Source organism: Pseudomonas sp. GW821-FHT03E01 (assembly GCF_059420765.1).
In genome coordinates, this window is record NZ_JBWKUI010000016.1 from 137,476 (window position 1) to 154,471 (window position 16,996).

14 protein-coding genes are annotated in these 16,996 nt (G+C 60.2%); all 14 read left to right on the forward strand.

The features are described 5' to 3' along the window. Positions 1-31: 31 nt before the first annotated feature. The 14 genes from mnmA (at position 32) to nuoH (ending at position 16,994) form a co-directional block, all read left to right on the forward strand. Complete coding sequence (mnmA, locus tag AC07VO_RS25330) at positions 32-1,162, forward strand: tRNA 2-thiouridine(34) synthase MnmA (RefSeq protein ID WP_026286365.1); 1,131 nt, start codon at positions 32-34, stop codon at positions 1,160-1,162. Then, positions 1,159-1,782 carry a high frequency lysogenization protein HflD gene (gene hflD, locus AC07VO_RS25335; protein WP_007940860.1) on the forward strand — a complete coding sequence of 208 codons (624 nt, stop codon included), beginning with the start codon at positions 1,159-1,161 and terminating at the stop codon, positions 1,780-1,782. Before mnmA ends, hflD begins: the two co-directional genes overlap by 4 nt. A gap of 128 nt (positions 1,783-1,910) precedes the next feature. Then, positions 1,911-3,281: an adenylosuccinate lyase gene (gene purB, locus AC07VO_RS25340; RefSeq protein WP_086944986.1), complete on the forward strand. Its 1,371-nt coding sequence runs from the start codon at positions 1,911-1,913 to the stop codon at positions 3,279-3,281. 86 nt (positions 3,282-3,367) lie between these two features. Beyond that, positions 3,368-4,537: a ribosomal protein uL16 3-hydroxylase gene (locus AC07VO_RS25345; protein WP_018925517.1), complete on the forward strand. Its 1,170-nt coding sequence runs from the start codon at positions 3,368-3,370 to the stop codon at positions 4,535-4,537. Then, complete coding sequence (locus AC07VO_RS25350) at positions 4,530-4,955, forward strand: GNAT family N-acetyltransferase (protein ID WP_019580080.1); 426 nt, start codon at positions 4,530-4,532, stop codon at positions 4,953-4,955. Before AC07VO_RS25345 ends, AC07VO_RS25350 begins: the two co-directional genes overlap by 8 nt. Before the next feature lie 234 nt (positions 4,956-5,189). Next, a complete protein-coding gene (locus tag AC07VO_RS25355; protein ID WP_018925515.1) occupies positions 5,190-5,951 on the forward strand; it encodes a secretin N-terminal domain-containing protein in 762 nt (253 codons plus the stop codon). Positions 5,952-6,466: 515 nt separating this feature from the next. Beyond that, positions 6,467-7,792 (forward strand): isocitrate lyase, encoded by a 1,326-nt coding sequence (aceA, locus tag AC07VO_RS25360; RefSeq protein ID WP_018925513.1) that lies wholly within the window; start codon positions 6,467-6,469, stop codon positions 7,790-7,792. A 538-nt stretch (positions 7,793-8,330) separates the two neighbouring features. After that, positions 8,331-8,744 (forward strand): NADH-quinone oxidoreductase subunit A, encoded by a 414-nt coding sequence (locus tag AC07VO_RS25365; RefSeq protein WP_007940868.1) that lies wholly within the window; start codon positions 8,331-8,333, stop codon positions 8,742-8,744. Positions 8,745-8,754: 10 nt separating this feature from the next. Then, entirely contained in the window at positions 8,755-9,429 is a 675-nt protein-coding gene (locus tag AC07VO_RS25370) for a NuoB/complex I 20 kDa subunit family protein (RefSeq protein WP_007940869.1), read from the forward strand. Between the two features lie 72 nt (positions 9,430-9,501). Next, positions 9,502-11,286: an NADH-quinone oxidoreductase subunit C/D gene (nuoC, locus tag AC07VO_RS25375; RefSeq protein ID WP_018925512.1), complete on the forward strand. Its 1,785-nt coding sequence runs from the start codon at positions 9,502-9,504 to the stop codon at positions 11,284-11,286. Between the two features lie 2 nt (positions 11,287-11,288). After that, entirely contained in the window at positions 11,289-11,786 is a 498-nt protein-coding gene (gene nuoE / locus AC07VO_RS25380; protein ID WP_007905058.1) for an NADH-quinone oxidoreductase subunit NuoE, read from the forward strand. Continuing rightward, positions 11,783-13,138 (forward strand): NADH-quinone oxidoreductase subunit NuoF, encoded by a 1,356-nt coding sequence (gene nuoF / locus AC07VO_RS25385; RefSeq protein WP_018925511.1) that lies wholly within the window; start codon positions 11,783-11,785, stop codon positions 13,136-13,138. The genes nuoE and nuoF overlap by 4 nt, the downstream gene beginning before the upstream one ends. A 137-nt stretch (positions 13,139-13,275) precedes the next feature. Beyond that, positions 13,276-15,990, forward strand: coding sequence for an NADH-quinone oxidoreductase subunit NuoG (gene nuoG / locus AC07VO_RS25390; protein ID WP_018925510.1), 2,715 nt, complete (start codon positions 13,276-13,278; stop codon positions 15,988-15,990). Then, positions 15,987-16,994, forward strand: coding sequence for an NADH-quinone oxidoreductase subunit NuoH (gene nuoH / locus AC07VO_RS25395; RefSeq protein ID WP_018925509.1), 1,008 nt, complete (start codon positions 15,987-15,989; stop codon positions 16,992-16,994). Before nuoG ends, nuoH begins: the two co-directional genes overlap by 4 nt. Positions 16,995-16,996: the final 2 nt, after the last annotated feature.

The following is a 16,996-nucleotide window of genomic DNA, read 5'->3' on the forward strand; positions in this document are numbered from 1 at the left end:
CGTCCTTTTTCAAGACACTCATTAAATCCCTATGCGTGATCCAGCCCCTTCTGCCACACAAAAGAAGCGCGTCATTGTCGGTATGTCCGGCGGCGTGGACTCTTCCGTTTCCGCTCTCCTGCTGATCGAGCAAGGCTATGAGGTGGAAGGCCTGTTCATGAAGAACTGGGAAGAAGACGACGGAACGGAATACTGCACCGCCATGGATGACCTGGCGGACGCGCAGGCCGTTTGCGACAAGATTGGCATCAAGCTGCACACCGCCAACTTCGCCGCCGAGTACTGGGACAACGTGTTCGAGCACTTCCTGGCCGAATACAAGGCCGGCCGCACGCCGAACCCGGACATCCTGTGCAACCGCGAGATCAAGTTCAAGGCGTTCCTCGACTACGCCATGATGCTCGGCGCCGACCTGATCGCCACCGGCCACTACGTGCGTCGCCGCGACATCGATGGTCGCACCGAATTGCTCAAGGGCCTGGATCCGAACAAGGACCAGAGCTACTTCCTGCACGCCGTCGGCGGCGAACAGATCGCCAAGACCCTGTTCCCGGTCGGCGAGCTGGAAAAACCCGAAGTCCGCGCGATTGCCGAGAAACACGACCTGGCCACCGCGAAGAAAAAGGACTCCACCGGAATCTGCTTCATCGGCGAACGCCGCTTCAGCGACTTCCTCAAGCAATACCTGCCGGCACAGCCCGGCGAGATCAAGACCACCGACGGTGAAGTCATCGGCCGCCACCATGGCCTGATGTATCACACCATCGGCCAGCGCCAGGGCCTGGGCATCGGCGGCCTGAAAGACGCCGGTGAAGAACCGTGGTACGTATTGATCAAGGACCTGGAACACAACGAGCTGATCGTTGGCCAGGGCAATGCCCACCCGCAGCTGTTCTCCCGCGCCCTGCTCGCCTCGGACATCTATTGGGTCAACCCGATCGACTTGACCGAGCCGCGCAGGCTGACCGCCAAAGTGCGTTATCGCCAGAGCGACCAGCCTTGCACCCTGGAGAAGACCGCCACCGGCTACCGCGCCACCTTTGATGACCCGCAACGCGCGGTCACTCCGGGCCAATCCGTGGTGTTCTACGACGGTGAAATCTGCCTCGGCGGCGGCGTGATCGAAGTGGCCGAACCCTGGACCAGCAAGGACCATTCATGAGCCCGACTCAGGAGCAACTGACGGCCCTGGGCGGCGTGTTTCTCGCCGCCGTGCTGGTCGACAAGATAGCCAAGACCGGGCAGACCAACGAAGCCGGCCTGACTTGCATGCTCGGCAGCCTGTTGATTCGCGACCCCAAGGACACTCTGGAAGTGTATGGCGGCGACGACATCAATTTGCGCGAAGGCTATCGCGCATTGATCGGCGCCCTGGAACGCGATCCCAGCACCCTTCAGCGCGAACCGCTGCGCTACGCCCTGGCGATGCTGGGACTGGAGCGCCAATTGGCCAAGCGCAATGACATGCTGGACGTGATCGGCAAACGCCTGCCGCAGATTCAGTCCCAGGTCGAACACTTTGGCCCGGCCCACGAAAACGTGATCGCCGCTTGCGGTGCGCTGTACCAGGACACCCTGAGCACCTTGCGCCAACGGATTCAGGTGCATGGCGACATGCGCAACCTGCAGCAACCGAGCAATGCCTCGAAAATCCGCGCACTGTTGCTGGCCGGGATTCGTTCGGCACGCCTGTGGCGGCAGTTGGGCGGTCATCGCTGGCAGTTGGTGATCAGCCGACGCAAGTTGCTTAAAGAGCTTTACCCGCTGATGCGCAGCAGCTGAACCGCGCCTGCAATACCGTTTTGTAGTCAGTAACGCGTAATACGCCGGTCAGTTGGCAACGGACCGGCGGATATTTTTCATGTATGATACGCGCCCCATTTCGTTGCCCGACTGTCCGAGAACACCCCATGCAGCTCTCTTCGCTCACTGCGGTTTCCCCTGTTGACGGCCGCTACGCCGGCAAAACCCAGGCCCTGCGCCCAATTTTCAGCGAATACGGCCTGATCCGTGCTCGCGTTCTGGTTGAAGTGCGCTGGCTCCAGCGCCTGGCCGCTCACCCTGCCATCAGCGAAGTGCCGGCGTTCTCCGCCGAAGCCAACGCTGTGTTGAACACCCTGGCGGAAAACTTCTCTCTGGAGCACGCCGAGCGTGTCAAAGAGATCGAGCGCACCACCAACCACGACGTCAAAGCCATTGAATACCTGCTCAAAGAGCAGGCGGCCAAGCTGCCGGAACTGGCCAAGGTCAGCGAGTTCATCCACTTTGCCTGCACCAGCGAGGACATCAACAACCTGTCCCACGCCCTGATGCTGCGTGAAGGCCGTGATGACGTGATGCTGCCGCTGATGCGCCAGACCGCCAACGCCATCCGCGAACTGGCCCTCCGTTTCGCTGAAGTGCCGATGCTGTCGCGCACCCACGGCCAACCGGCATCGCCGACCACCCTGGGCAAAGAGCTGGCGAACGTGATTTACCGCCTGGAGCGTCAAATCGCCCAAGTCGCCGCCGTTCCGCTGCTGGGCAAGATCAACGGCGCCGTCGGCAACTACAACGCTCACCTGTCGGCCTACCCTGAGATCGACTGGGAAGCCAACGCCCGCGCCTTCATCGAAGACGAGCTGGGCCTGGGCTTCAACCCGTACACCACGCAGATCGAACCGCACGACTACATCGCCGAGCTGTTCGACGCGATCGCGCGCTTCAACACCATCCTGATCGACTTCGACCGCGACATCTGGGGCTACATCTCCCTGGGTTATTTCAAACAGCGCACCATCGCTGGCGAAATCGGTTCGTCGACCATGCCGCACAAGGTCAACCCGATCGACTTCGAAAACTCCGAAGGCAACCTGGGCATCGCCAACGCACTGTTCCAGCACCTGGCGAGCAAACTGCCAATCTCCCGCTGGCAGCGCGACCTGACCGACTCCACCGTGCTGCGCAACCTCGGTGTCGGCTTCGCCCACAGCGTGATCGCGTACGAAGCCAGCCTCAAAGGCATCAGCAAACTGGAGCTCAACGAGCAAAAGATTGCCGCCGACCTGGACGCTTGCTGGGAAGTATTGGCCGAGCCGATCCAGACCGTGATGCGTCGCTACAACATCGAAAACCCGTACGAGAAGCTCAAAGAGCTGACGCGCGGCAAGGGCATCAGCCCTGAAGCACTGCAAACTTTCATCGACGGCCTGGACATGCCAGCCGCCGCCAAGGCTGAGCTGAAACTGCTCACCCCGGCCAACTACATCGGCAACGCTGTAGCACAAGCCAAACGCATCTGATCGACCGCTCTACCCGTTTGAGACGCCCGGCGCCGCCGGGCGTTTTTATTCCCGTCTGAAAAGTGCATTTTTTCAATAGGTTACACATGAATCCTGACATTCCTCTTCAACTTCTGGGCGGCATCACGGCACGGGAATTCCTGCGCGACTACTGGCAGAAAAAACCCCTGCTGATCCGTCAGGCGATTCCTGATTTCGAAAGCCCGATCGACGCCGACGAACTGGCCGGCCTGGCGCTGGAAGAAGAAGTCGAATCGCGCCTGGTGATCGAGCACGGTGAGCGCCCTTGGGAATTGCGCCGCGGCCCGTTCGCCGAAGACGAATTCAGCAAACTGCCGGAACGCGAATGGACCCTGCTGGTGCAAGCCGTCGACCAATTCGTGCCGGAAGTCGCCGAACTGCTGGAAAACTTCCGCTTCCTGCCGAGCTGGCGCGTCGACGACGTGATGATCAGCTTCGCCGCCCCAGGTGGCAGCGTCGGCCCGCACTTCGATAACTACGACGTGTTCCTGCTGCAAGGCCACGGCAAGCGCAACTGGAAAATCGGCCAGATGTGCGACACCGAGAGCCCGCTGCTGCAGCACGCGGACCTGCGCATCCTCGCCGAATTCGAAGCCACCGATGAGTGGGTACTGGAACCGGGCGACATGCTCTACCTGCCGCCGCGCCTGGCTCACTGTGGCGTGGCTGTCGACGACTGTATGACCTACTCAGTCGGTTTCCGCGCCCCGAGCGCCGCTGAAGTGCTGACCCACTTCACCGACTTCCTCAGCCAGTTCCTGTCGGACGAAGAGCGCTACACCGACGCCGACGCCCTGCCGGCGGTCGATCCTCATCAGATCCAGCACGATGCCCTTGATCGCCTCAAAAGCCTGCTGGCCGAGCACATGAGCGACGAGCGCCTGCTGCTGACCTGGTTCGGCCAGTTCATGACCGAGCCGCGCTACCCGGAACTGGTGGTCGGCCCGGAAGAAGTCGAAGAGCAAGACTTCCTCAGCGCTCTCGAAGAAGGTGCCGTGCTGATCCGCAACCCGAGTGCGCGTCTGGCCTGGTCGGAAGTCGACGACGACCTGCTGCTGTTCGCCAGCGGCCAGAGCCGCTACCTGCCGGGCAAGCTGCGCGAGCTGTTGAAAATGATCTGCGCCGCCGACGCCCTGCATGTCGATAACCTCGGCTCATGGCTGAGCGACGAAGACGGCCGTGGCCTGCTGTGTGAACTGGTCAAGCAGGGCAGCCTGGGGTTTGCCGATGAATAAGATTCACGTACGTGTCGCAGACTGGCAAAAGGACAACGCCGAGATCCGGCGCATTCGTGAGGCAGTATTCGTCGCCGAGCAATCCGTTCCTCCTGAACTGGAATGGGATGCCGATGACGCCACGGCGGTGCATTTCCTGGCCTTCGAAGGCGACTTTCCGATCGGCACCGCCCGCCTGTTGCCCGATGGCCACATCGGCCGGGTATCGGTGCTCAAAGACTGGCGCGGCATGAAGGTTGGCGATGCGCTGATGCAAGCGGTGATCGGTGAAGCCGAGAAGCGCGGACTGAAGCAGCAGATGCTGAGCGCGCAAGTGCAAGCCACGGCGTTCTATGAGCGCCTGGGCTTCAGCATGGTCAGTGAGGAATTCCTGGAAGCCGGGATTCCGCATGTGGACATGGTGCGTCACTCGACTTGATTCCCTGTGGCGAGGGGGCTTGCCCCCGTTGGGCTGCGCAGCAGCCCTGATAATTTTGGGGCCGCTTCGCGCCCCAGCGGGAGCAAGCTCCCTCGCCACAAAAGCCATCAAGAACTCCACAAAACGCCCCGCCATTCTCGGATGCCGGGGCGTTTTGCTGTCTGTGATTCAACTCGCACCACGCCGGGCCGACAAACTGGCAATATCAAACCTTTGATTTGCGGAGAAACGGACATGTCCCTACGCACCCTGCTCACCACGCTGCTGCTGACCTGCAGTTTTTCGGTCATGGCCGCCACCGAGATCGTGCCCCTGAATTACCGCACCAGCGCCGACCTGCTGCCAGTAGCGCAGAACTTCATCGGCAAGGACGGCAAGGTCAGCGCCTACGGCAACCAGCTGATCGTCAACGCCGAGCCCGACAAGATCGATGAACTCAAGACCTTCCTCGCGCAACTCGACACCGCCCCCAAACGCTTACTGATCACCGTCGACACCAACGAAAACAACTTTCAGGGCGATCAGGGCTACTCGGTCAACGGTGCCGCACCGAATCAAACCCGCATCATCAATCGCAGCACCGACAGCCGTGAAGGCGGTATCCAGCAGATTCAGGCCAGCGAAGGCGCACCGGCGCTAATCCAGGTCGGCCAAAGCGTGCCGCTCACCAGCACTCAGACTGACGGCTATGGCGACCTGCGCAGCCAGACCGAATACCGCAATGTCACCCAGGGTTTCTACGTCACCGCCAGCGTCACCGGCAACATCGTTCACCTGGCTATCAGCACCAACCGTGACCGGATGAGCCAGGAACGTCCCGATGTAGTGAACGTGCAAAGTACCGACACAACTGTCAGCGGTCGACTGGGCGAGTGGATCACCCTGGCCGGCGTGAATCGTCAGACTCAGGCCGACAAACAGGGCCTGACCCGCAGCTACTCGACTCAGGGCCGGGATGACATGACTTTACGGGTGAAAGTCGACACCTTGGACTAAAGCACCAAAAACTGACTGATTAGTCGTATTAGACCAAAGATGTAGTGCTTGAAAAAAAGCACTACAAAACGTTTGACGAGCCAAAAAAGCAAAGGCATGATGGCCTCGCTCCCGCTAATCAGAGGCCCTGGCAAGGGCTTTCGAGTCGCTGTTCGCACCCTACCCCGCGAGCCGATTCGTGTCTGTACCGCCCACAAGGTGTGTTTGACGAGGTTGCCGACTGGAACGAAGTTGTCCCGAGGGACGGAAGCGTAATTAGGTAACCCGGCTCCACACTGAAGTTCGCACCAAGGCCCACGACGCCCGAATGCGCTCGCCAGTTCGCCCTTACCTGCTCACCTCCCCCTCGAGCCCATCGTTCATCCCGTCGCCATCCCCGCCGAACCCGACTTGACCGCCTAAGCTTCTGGTCAGCGAGCAGCCATGTACGCCCCCAACTGAATGAGCGTATTTGGCACGCAGGAATTGTTCACCCAGAACCATTTTCGATTAAAGACGCGACGAGGTTTATCTCCATGGCACTGACACGCGAACAGCAAATTGCAGCCCTCGAAAAAGACTGGGCTGAAAACCCACGCTGGAAAGGCGTGAAGCGCAATTACTCCGCTGCTGACGTCGTCCGTCTGCGTGGCTCGGTTCAACCTGAGCACACCTTTGCAAAAATGGGCGCCGAGAAGCTCTGGAACCTGGTGACCCAGGGCGCCAAGCCGTCCTTCCGTCCTGAGAAAGATTTCGTCAACTGCATGGGCGCCCTGACCGGTGGCCAGGCGGTACAGCAAGTCAAGGCCGGCATCCAGGCGATCTACCTGTCGGGCTGGCAAGTGGCTGCGGATAACAACTCCGCCGAATCGATGTACCCGGACCAGTCGCTGTACCCGGTGGATTCGGTTCCAACCGTGGTCAAGCGCATCAACAACTCGTTCCGTCGCGCTGACCAGATCCAGTGGAAAGCTGGCAAGAACCCGGGCGACGAAGGCTACATCGACTACTTCGCCCCGATCGTGGCTGACGCTGAAGCCGGTTTCGGCGGCGTGCTGAACGCTTACGAGCTGATGAAAAGCATGATCGAAGCAGGCGCCGCCGGCGTTCACTTCGAAGACCAACTGGCCTCCGTGAAAAAATGCGGCCACATGGGCGGCAAGGTACTGGTTCCGACCCAGGAAGCCGTGCAGAAGCTGACCGCTGCTCGTCTGGCAGCCGACGTCGCCGGCGTACCGACCATTATCCTGGCCCGTACCGACGCCAACGCTGCTGACCTGCTGACGTCCGACTGCGACCCGTACGACCAGCCATTCGTGACCGGCACCCGTACCCAGGAAGGCTTCTACAAGGTTCGCGCCGGTCTCGACCAGGCCATCGCTCGCGGCCTGGCCTACGCGCCGTACGCCGACCTGATCTGGTGCGAAACCGCCAAGCCGGATCTGGACGAAGCCCGTCGCTTCGCCGAAGCGATCAAAAAGGAATACCCGGACCAACTGCTGTCATACAACTGCTCGCCTTCCTTCAACTGGAAGAAAAACCTGGACGACGCGACCATCGCCAAGTTCCAGCGCGAACTGTCCGCCATGGGTTACAAGCACCAGTTCATCACCCTGGCCGGCATTCACAACATGTGGCACAGCATGTTCAACCTGGCACACGACTACGCCCGCAACGACATGACTGCCTACGTGAAGCTGCAAGAGCAAGAGTTCGCTGACGCCGCCAAGGGCTACACCTTCGTGGCTCACCAGCAGGAAGTGGGCACCGGCTACTTCGACGACATGACCACCGTGATCCAGGGTGGCACGTCTTCGGTAACCGCACTGACCGGCTCGACCGAAGAAGAACAGTTCCACTGATCTGCTTCGCTTAAACAAACGGCCCTTGCGGACCGAATAAAAAGCTAACCGCAAAGCCGCTCATCTGACGCCCCGACTGGTTCGGGGCGTTTTTTTGCCTGCGATTCTCCCCCTCTGTAGGAGCGGGTGCAGGGAAAAACCTTGATCCAGAGCAGTTTCACGATCAGGAAAAAAAGGTAAAACCACCCCGCGCGCTACTTGCAGTAACGCGCATATAAGACAACTTCCCAAACCGCTGCTCGCTAAACAGTTTGAAAACCACACCAAATAACATTGATTATCATTTAGCGAAAACTATGTTCGTTACATTCCCTACAAAACATATTTGACAAAACCCCCGCTAATGCCCGAACCGTATGGGCTGCAGGGCTTTGGAGATGCGCCATGTCCTTATTCCAATAAATAATTTCGCTATAGGAATTTTACTTGCAGGGTGTTTAGCCATAAAATCAGCGGGATTGATTGCTGCGACATATCGTCACTGCCTTATTTCTTTATCAAGCTCAGAGACCTTTGCTCTCTGTTAAGGATTACCAGCATGCCCGAAGCGACCGGACTCATGGCCCACAACTGGGGCTTTGCCATTTTCCTTCTGGGTGTCGGCGGCCTTTGCGCCTTCATGCTCGGCGTCTCCAGCCTCCTCGGGTCAAAAGCCTGGGGCCGCAGCAAAAACGAACCGTTCGAGTCCGGCATGCTACCTACAGGTGGCGCCCGCTTGCGGCTCTCAGCCAAATTCTATCTGGTCGCGATGCTCTTCGTGATCTTCGATATCGAAGCCCTCTTTCTCTTTGCCTGGTCTGTGTCCGTCCGCGAAAGCGGCTGGACCGGATTCGTCGAAGCTCTCGTTTTCATAGCAATTCTGTTGGCAGGTCTTGTCTACCTATTTCGAGTGGGCGCCCTTGACTGGGCTCCGGCAGCTCGTCTTAAGCGGCAAGCGAAGCTGAAACAATGAGGCTTTGGCAATGCAATACAATCTCACCAGGATCGACCCCGATGCTCCTAACGAGCAGTATCCGATTGGCCAACGGGAAACCGTTTCCGATCCGTTAGAAGATCAAGTTCACAAAAACATTTTCATGGGCAAGCTCGAAGACGTGCTCAACGGCACGATCAACTGGGGGCGCAAGAACTCCCTGTGGCCGTATAACTTCGGTCTTTCGTGCTGCTACGTGGAAATGACCACCGCCTTCACGGCGCCCCACGACATCGCGCGCTTTGGCGCCGAGGTAATCCGGGCATCGCCGCGTCAGGCGGATTTCATGGTTATCGCCGGTACCTGCTTCATCAAGATGGCGCCGATCATTCAGCGTCTCTACGAGCAGATGCTCGAACCTAAATGGGTCATTTCCATGGGTTCGTGCGCCAACTCCGGTGGCATGTACGACATCTACTCCGTCGTTCAAGGGGTGGACAAGTTCCTGCCCGTGGACGTCTACGTGCCTGGCTGCCCACCCCGCCCTGAAGCTTTTCTGCAAGGCTTGATGCTGTTGCAGGAGTCGATTGGCCAGGAGCGTCGCCCACTTTCCTGGGTCGTTGGCGATCAAGGCGTTTACCGCGCCGAGATGCCTTCGCAAAAGGAACAGCGCCGCGAACAGCGTATTCAGGTAACCAACCTGCGCAGCCCCGACGAAGTCTGATCCAGATCTGCTTCTTTTATAGAACGAGAACCTGGCTTCATTCTTTACGTTGACCGAAAGCGATAAATAACCATGACTGCAGGCAGTGCTCTGTACATCCCGCCTTATAAGGCAGACGACCAGGATGTGGTCGTCGAACTGAACAACCGTTTTGGCCCAGAGGCGTTCACCGCCCAGCCTACCCGCACCGGCATGCCGGTGCTTTGGGTTGCCCGTGCCAAACTCGTCGAAGTCCTGACTTTCCTGCGCAACCTGCCCAAGCCGTACGTCATGCTCTATGACCTGCACGGCGTGGACGAGCGTCTGCGTACCAAGCGTCAAGGGCTGCCAAACGGCGTCGACTTCACTGTGTTCTATCACTTGATGTCGATCGAACGTAATAGTGACGTAATGATCAAGGTCGCCTTGTCCGAGAGCGACCTCAACCTGCCGAGCGTCACCAGCATCTGGCCGAACGCCAACTGGTACGAGCGTGAAGTGTGGGACATGTACGGCATTCACTTTGCCGGCCACCCGCACCTGAGCCGCATCATGATGCCGCCGACCTGGGAAGGTCACCCGCTGCGCAAGGACTTCCCGGCCCGTGCCACCGAGTTCGATCCGTTCAGCCTGACCCTGGCCAAGCAACAGCTTGAGGAAGAAGCCGCGCGCTTCAAGCCTGAAGACTGGGGCATGAAGCGTTCCGGCCCGAACGAGGACTACATGTTCCTCAACCTGGGTCCGAACCACCCTTCGGCCCACGGTGCGTTCCGTATCATCCTGCAGCTGGACGGTGAAGAGATCGTCGACTGCGTGCCAGACGTCGGCTACCACCACCGTGGTGCCGAGAAGATGGCCGAGCGCCAGTCCTGGCACAGTTTCATTCCGTACACCGACCGTATCGACTACCTCGGCGGCGTAATGAACAACCTGCCGTACGTGCTCTCGGTCGAGAAGCTGGCCGGCATCAAGGTGCCCGAGAAGGTCGATGTCATCCGCATCATGATGGCCGAGTTCTTCCGGATCACCAGCCACCTGCTGTTCCTGGGGACTTACATCCAGGACGTCGGCGCGATGACTCCGGTGTTCTTCACCTTCACCGACCGCCAGAAGGCGTACACGGTGATCGAAGCCATTACCGGTTTCCGCCTGCACCCGGCCTGGTACCGCATCGGTGGCGTCGCCCACGACCTGCCACGCGGCTGGGAAAAACTGGTCAAGGATTTCGTCGAGTGGATGCCAAAGCGTCTGGACGAATACCAGAAAGCCGCACTGGACAACAGCATCCTGCGTGGCCGGACCATCGGCGTCGCCGCCTACAACACCAAGGAAGCCCTGGAATGGGGCGTCACCGGTGCCGGCCTGCGTTCGACCGGTTGCAATTTCGACCTGCGTAAAGCTCGCCCCTACTCCGGCTACGAAAACTTCGAATTCGAAGTCCCGCTGGCGGCCAATGGCGATGCCTACGACCGTTGCATCGTTCGCGTCGAAGAAATGCGCCAGAGCATCAAGATCATCGAGCAGTGCCTGCGCAACATGCCGGAAGGCCCGTACAAGGCGGATCACCCGCTGACCACGCCGCCGCCTAAAGAGCGCACGCTGCAGCACATCGAGACCCTGATCACGCACTTCCTGCAAGTTTCGTGGGGCCCGGTCATGCCGGCCAACGAATCCTTCCAGATGATCGAAGCGACCAAGGGCATCAACAGTTATTACCTGACGAGCGATGGCGGCACCATGAGCTACCGCACCCGGATTCGTACCCCAAGCTTCCCGCACCTGCAGCAGATCCCTTCGGTGATCAAAGGCAGCATGGTCGCGGACTTGATCGCGTACCTGGGTAGTATCGATTTCGTTATGGCCGACGTGGACCGTTAAGCATGAACAGCACGCTTATCCTGACAGACCGTTTCGCCCTCAGCGAAACCGAGCGCTCGGCCATCGAGCACGAGCTGCATCACTACGAAGACCCGCGCGCGGCGTCGATCGAAGCCCTGAAAATCGTCCAGAAGGAACGTGGTTGGGTGCCTGACGGCGCGCTCTACGCCATCGGCGAAATCCTCGGCATCCCGGCCAGCGACGTTGAAGGGGTGGCTACTTTCTATAGCCAGATTTTCCGTCAGCCAGTCGGCCGTCACATCATCCGCGTCTGCGACAGCATGGTCTGCTACATCGGCGGCCATGAGTCGGTGGTCAGCGAAATCCAGAGCAAGCTGGGCATCGGCCTGGGCCAGACCACCGCCGACGGTCGCTTCACCCTGCTGCCGGTCTGCTGCCTCGGCAACTGTGACAAGGCGCCGGCGTTGATGATCGACGACGACACATTCGGTGATGTGCAGCCTGCCGGCGTTGCCAAATTGCTCGAGGGCTACGTATGACCCTGACTTCCTTCGGTCCAGCCAACCGCATCAAGCGTTCGGCCGAGACTCACCCGCTTACCTGGCGCCTGCGTGACGACGGCGAAGCCGTATGGCTCGACGAGTACCAGGCCAAGAACGGTTACGCCGCTGCACGCAAGGCCTTCGCCGACATGGCCCAGGACGACATCGTCCAGACCGTGAAAGACTCCGGCCTCAAGGGTCGCGGCGGCGCAGGCTTCCCCACTGGCGTGAAGTGGGGCCTGATGCCCAAGGACGAATCCATCAACATCCGCTACCTGCTGTGCAACGCGGATGAAATGGAGCCGAACACCTGGAAAGACCGCATGCTGATGGAGCAACTGCCCCATCTGCTGATCGAAGGCATGCTGATCAGTGCTCGCGCGCTGAAAACCTACCGTGGCTACATCTTCCTGCGTGGCGAGTACACCACCGCTGCCAAGCACCTCAACCGTGCAGTGGAAGAAGCCAAGGCAGCGGGGCTGTTGGGTAAAAACATTTTGGGCAGCGGCTTCGATTTCGAGCTGTTCGTCCACACCGGCGCCGGGCGTTACATCTGCGGTGAAGAAACCGCACTGATCAACTCCCTCGAAGGCCGCCGCGCCAACCCGCGCTCCAAGCCGCCCTTCCCTGCCGCCGTCGGCGTGTGGGGCAAGCCGACTTGCGTGAACAACGTCGAAACCCTGTGCAACGTGCCGGCGATCATCGCCGACGGCGTGGACTGGTACAAATCGTTGGCTCGCGAAGGCAGTGAAGACATGGGCACCAAGCTCATGGGCTTCTCCGGCAAGGTCAAGAACCCGGGCCTGTGGGAATTGCCGTTCGGCGTTACCGGTCGCGAGCTGTTCGAAGACTACGCCGGCGGCATGCGCGACGGTTACAAGCTCAAGTGCTGGCAGCCAGGCGGCGCCGGTACCGGCTTCCTGTTGCCGGAACACCTGGACGCACAAATGTACGCCGGCGGCATCGCCAAAGTGGGCACCCGTATGGGTACCGGCCTGGCCATGGCGGTGGACGACAGCGTCAACATGGTTTCCCTGCTGCGCAACATGGAAGAGTTCTTCGCCCGTGAATCGTGTGGTTTCTGCACCCCATGCCGTGACGGTCTGCCGTGGAGCGTCAAGCTGCTGCGCGCGATCGAGAACGGTGAAGGGCAAGCCGGCGATATCGAGACCCTGCTGGGTCTGGTCGGTTTCCTCGGCCCAGGCAAGACCTTCTGTGCTCACGCACCGGGTGCCGTGGAGCCGTTGGGCAGTGCCATCAAATACTTCCGTCCAGAGTTCGAAGCCGGCATCGCGCCTACCCGCGCCGTCGTCCCGCCTCTGGCAAAGCCGATCGTAGTCGGCGCTTAACGCTTTAAAAAAGGCGAACGGTCCGTGCCGTTCGCCTTTCGTCCGATGACGCCTTTCGAGGCTGTTTGGATTTGGACGGATAACAAGATTCCATTAGCCACGCCCGCTGACACCGGGCCAACGAAGAACTTTGAACCATGGCCACTATCCACGTAGACGGCAAAGAGCTCGAAGTCGATGGGGCAGACAACCTGTTACAGGCATGTCTGTCGCTAGGCCTCGATATCCCTTATTTCTGCTGGCACCCAGCCCTTGGCAGCGTTGGCGCTTGCCGCCAGTGCGCGGTCAAGCAGTACACCGACGAGAACGACAAGCGTGGTCGGATCGTCATGTCCTGCATGACCCCCGCCACCGACGGCAGCTGGATCTCCATCGACGACGAAGAAGCGAAAGTGTTTCGCGCCAGCGTCGTTGAATGGCTGATGACCAACCACCCTCACGACTGCCCGGTCTGTGAGGAAGGCGGTCACTGCCACCTGCAAGACATGACGGTGATGACCGGCCACAACGAGCGCCGTTATCGCTTCACCAAGCGTACCCACCAGAACCAGCAACTGGGCCCGTTCATTTCCCACGAAATGAACCGCTGCATCGCCTGCTATCGCTGCGTGCGCTTCTATAAGGACTACGCCGGTGGCACCGATCTCGGTGTGTTTGGCGCCCACGACAACGTGTACTTCGGTCGCGTTGAAGACGGCACCCTGGAAAGCGAGTTCTCCGGCAACCTCACCGAGGTCTGCCCGACCGGTGTGTTCACCGACAAGACTCACTCCGAGCGCTACAACCGCAAATGGGACATGCAGTTCTCGCCGAGCATCTGCCATGGCTGCTCCAGCGGTTGCAACATCTCCCCGGGCGAGCGTTACGGCGAACTGCGCCGCATCGAAAACCGCTTCAACGGTTCGGTGAACCAGTACTTCCTGTGCGACCGTGGCCGTTTCGGCTATGGCTATGTCAACCGCAAGGATCGCCCACGTCAGCCACTGCTGGCCAACGGCGCGAAACTGAGCCTGGACGAAGCACTGGATAAAGCCGCCGACCTGCTGCGCGGTCGCAACATCGTCGGTATCGGTTCGCCACGCGCCAGCCTCGAAAGCAACTACGCGCTGCTCGAACTGGTCGGCGCCGAGCACTTCTACTCCGGTATCGAAGCCTCGGAGCTGGAACGCATTCGTCTGGTCATGCAGGTGCTCAAAGACAGCCCGCTGCCGATCCCGAACATGCGCGACGTCGAAGACCACGATGCGATTTTCGTCCTCGGCGAAGACCTGACCCAGACCGCTGCGCGCATGGCCCTGGCCCTGCGTCAATCGGTCAAGGGCAAGGCCGAAGACATGGCCGACGCCATGCGCGTTCAGCCATGGCTCGACGCCGCGGTGAAGAACATCGGCCAGCACGAGCTGAACCCGCTGTTCATCGCCAGCCTGGCTGAAACCAAGCTCGACGACATCGCTGAAGAATGCGTTCACGCCGCACCAGACGACCTGGCCCGCATCGGTTTCGCCGTGGCTCACGCCCTCGACGCCAGCGCACCGGCCGTTGAAGGTCTGGACGCTGAAGCTCTGGCGCTGGCCAAGCGCATTGCCGACGCCCTGCTCGCCGCCAAGCGTCCGCTGATCATTGCCGGTACCTCGCTGGGTTCCAAGGCGCTGATCGAAGCGGCGGCAAACATCGCCAAAGCCCTGAAGCTGCGCGAGAAGAACGGTTCCATCAGCCTGATCGTGCCAGAGGCCAACAGCCTCGGCCTGGCCATGCTCGGCGGCAACTCGGTCGACGAAGCGCTGCAAGCGGTAATCGACGGCCGTGCCGACGCCATCGTCGTGCTGGAAAACGACCTGTACACCCGCACCGACAAATCCAAGGTCGATGCTGCCCTGAACGCCGCGAAAGTGGTGATCGTGGCGGACCATCAGAAGACCGCCACCAGCGATCGCGCGCACCTGGTACTGCCAGCGGCCAGCTTCGCTGAAGGCGACGGTACGCTGGTCAGCCAGGAAGGCCGCGCCCAGCGCTTCTTCCAGGTCTTCGACCCGACTTACCTCGACGCGAGCATTCTGGTTCACGAAGGCTGGCGCTGGCTGCACGCCCTGCGTTCGACCCTGCTGAACCAGCCGATCGACTGGACCCAACTGGACCACGTCACCGCTGCCGTTGCTGCAAGCACGCCGCAACTGGCGCGTATCGTCGATGCCGCACCGTCCGCCGCATTCCGGATCAAAGGCCTGAAACTGGCGCGCGAACCGCTGCGTTACTCCGGTCGTACCGCCATGCGCGCCGACATCAGCGTGCACGAACCGCGTACTTCCCAGGATAACGACACCGCGTTCTCGTTCTCCATGGAAGGTTACTCGGGCTCCGCCGAACCGCGCCAGCAAGTACCTTTCGCCTGGTCTCCGGGCTGGAACTCGCCGCAAGCCTGGAACAAGTTCCAGGACGAAGTCGGTGGTCACCTGCGCGCTGGCGACCCGGGCACTCGCCTGATCGAAAGCACCGGTGATTCGCTGAACTGGTTCGCCAGTGTTCCGCGTGCGTTCAACCCGGCGCCAGGCACCTGGCAGGTCGTACCGTTCTTCCACCTGTTCGGCAGCGAAGAAAACTCTTCCAAAGCCGCACCGGTGCAGGAACGCATCCCGGCCGCCTACGTGTCGCTGGCCAAGTCCGAAGCCGATCGCCTGGGTGTCAATGACGGTGCCCTGCTGAGCTTGAACGTTGCCGGCCAGACTTTGCGTCTGCCGCTGCGCATCAACGAAGAGCTGGGTGCCGGTCTGGTCGCATTGCCTGCAGGTATCGCCGGCATTCCACCAGCCATCTTTGGCAAATCCGTTGACGGTCTGCAGGAGGCAGCGCTATGACCTGGTTCACTCCTGAAGTGATCGATGTAATCATCGCGGTCCTCAAGGCCATCGTGATTCTGCTCGCCGTAGTGGTTTGCGGCGCGCTGCTGAGCTGGGTCGAGCGTCGTTTGCTCGCCCTCTGGCAGGACCGTTACGGTCCGAACCGCGTCGGCCCGTTCGGCGCGTTCCAGATTGCGGCCGACATGATCAAGATGTTCTTCAAGGAAGACTGGACCCCGCCGTTCGCCGACAAAGTGATCTTCACCCTGGCACCGGTCGTGGCCATGAGCGCCTTGCTGATTGCCTTCGCGATCATCCCGATCACCCCGACCTGGGGCGTGGCGGATATCAACATCGGCATCCTGTTCTTCTTCGCCATGGCGGGTCTTTCGGTCTACGCGGTGCTGTTCGCCGGCTGGTCGAGCAACAACAAGTTCGCCCTGTTGGGCAGCTTGCGGGCCTCGGCACAAACCGTGTCGTACGAAGTGTTCATGGGCCTGTCGCTGATGGGCATCGTGATCCAGGTTGGCTCGTTCAACATGCGCGACATCGTTGAATACCAAGCGCAGAACATGTGGTTCATCATTCCGCAGATCTTTGGTTTCCTGACCTTCTTCATCGCTGGCGTCGCCGTGACTCACCGTCACCCGTTCGACCAGCCGGAAGCGGAACAGGAACTGGCCGACGGTTACCACATTGAATACGCCGGCATGAAATGGGGCATGTTCTTCGTGGGTGAGTACATCGGCATCGTGTTGATCTCGGCGCTGCTGGTCACGCTGTTCTTCGGTGGCTGGCACGGCCCGTTCGGCCTGCTGCCGCAGATCCCGTTCATCTGGTTCGCACTGAAAACCGCGTTCTTCATCATGTTCTTCATCCTGCTGCGCGCCTCGATTCCGCGCCCACGGTATGACCAAGTGATGGACTTCAGCTGGAAGTTCTGCCTGCCGCTGACCCTCGTCAACATGCTGGTGACCGCTGCGATCGTGTTGCTCAACACGCCCGCCGTCGCGGCTCAGTGAGG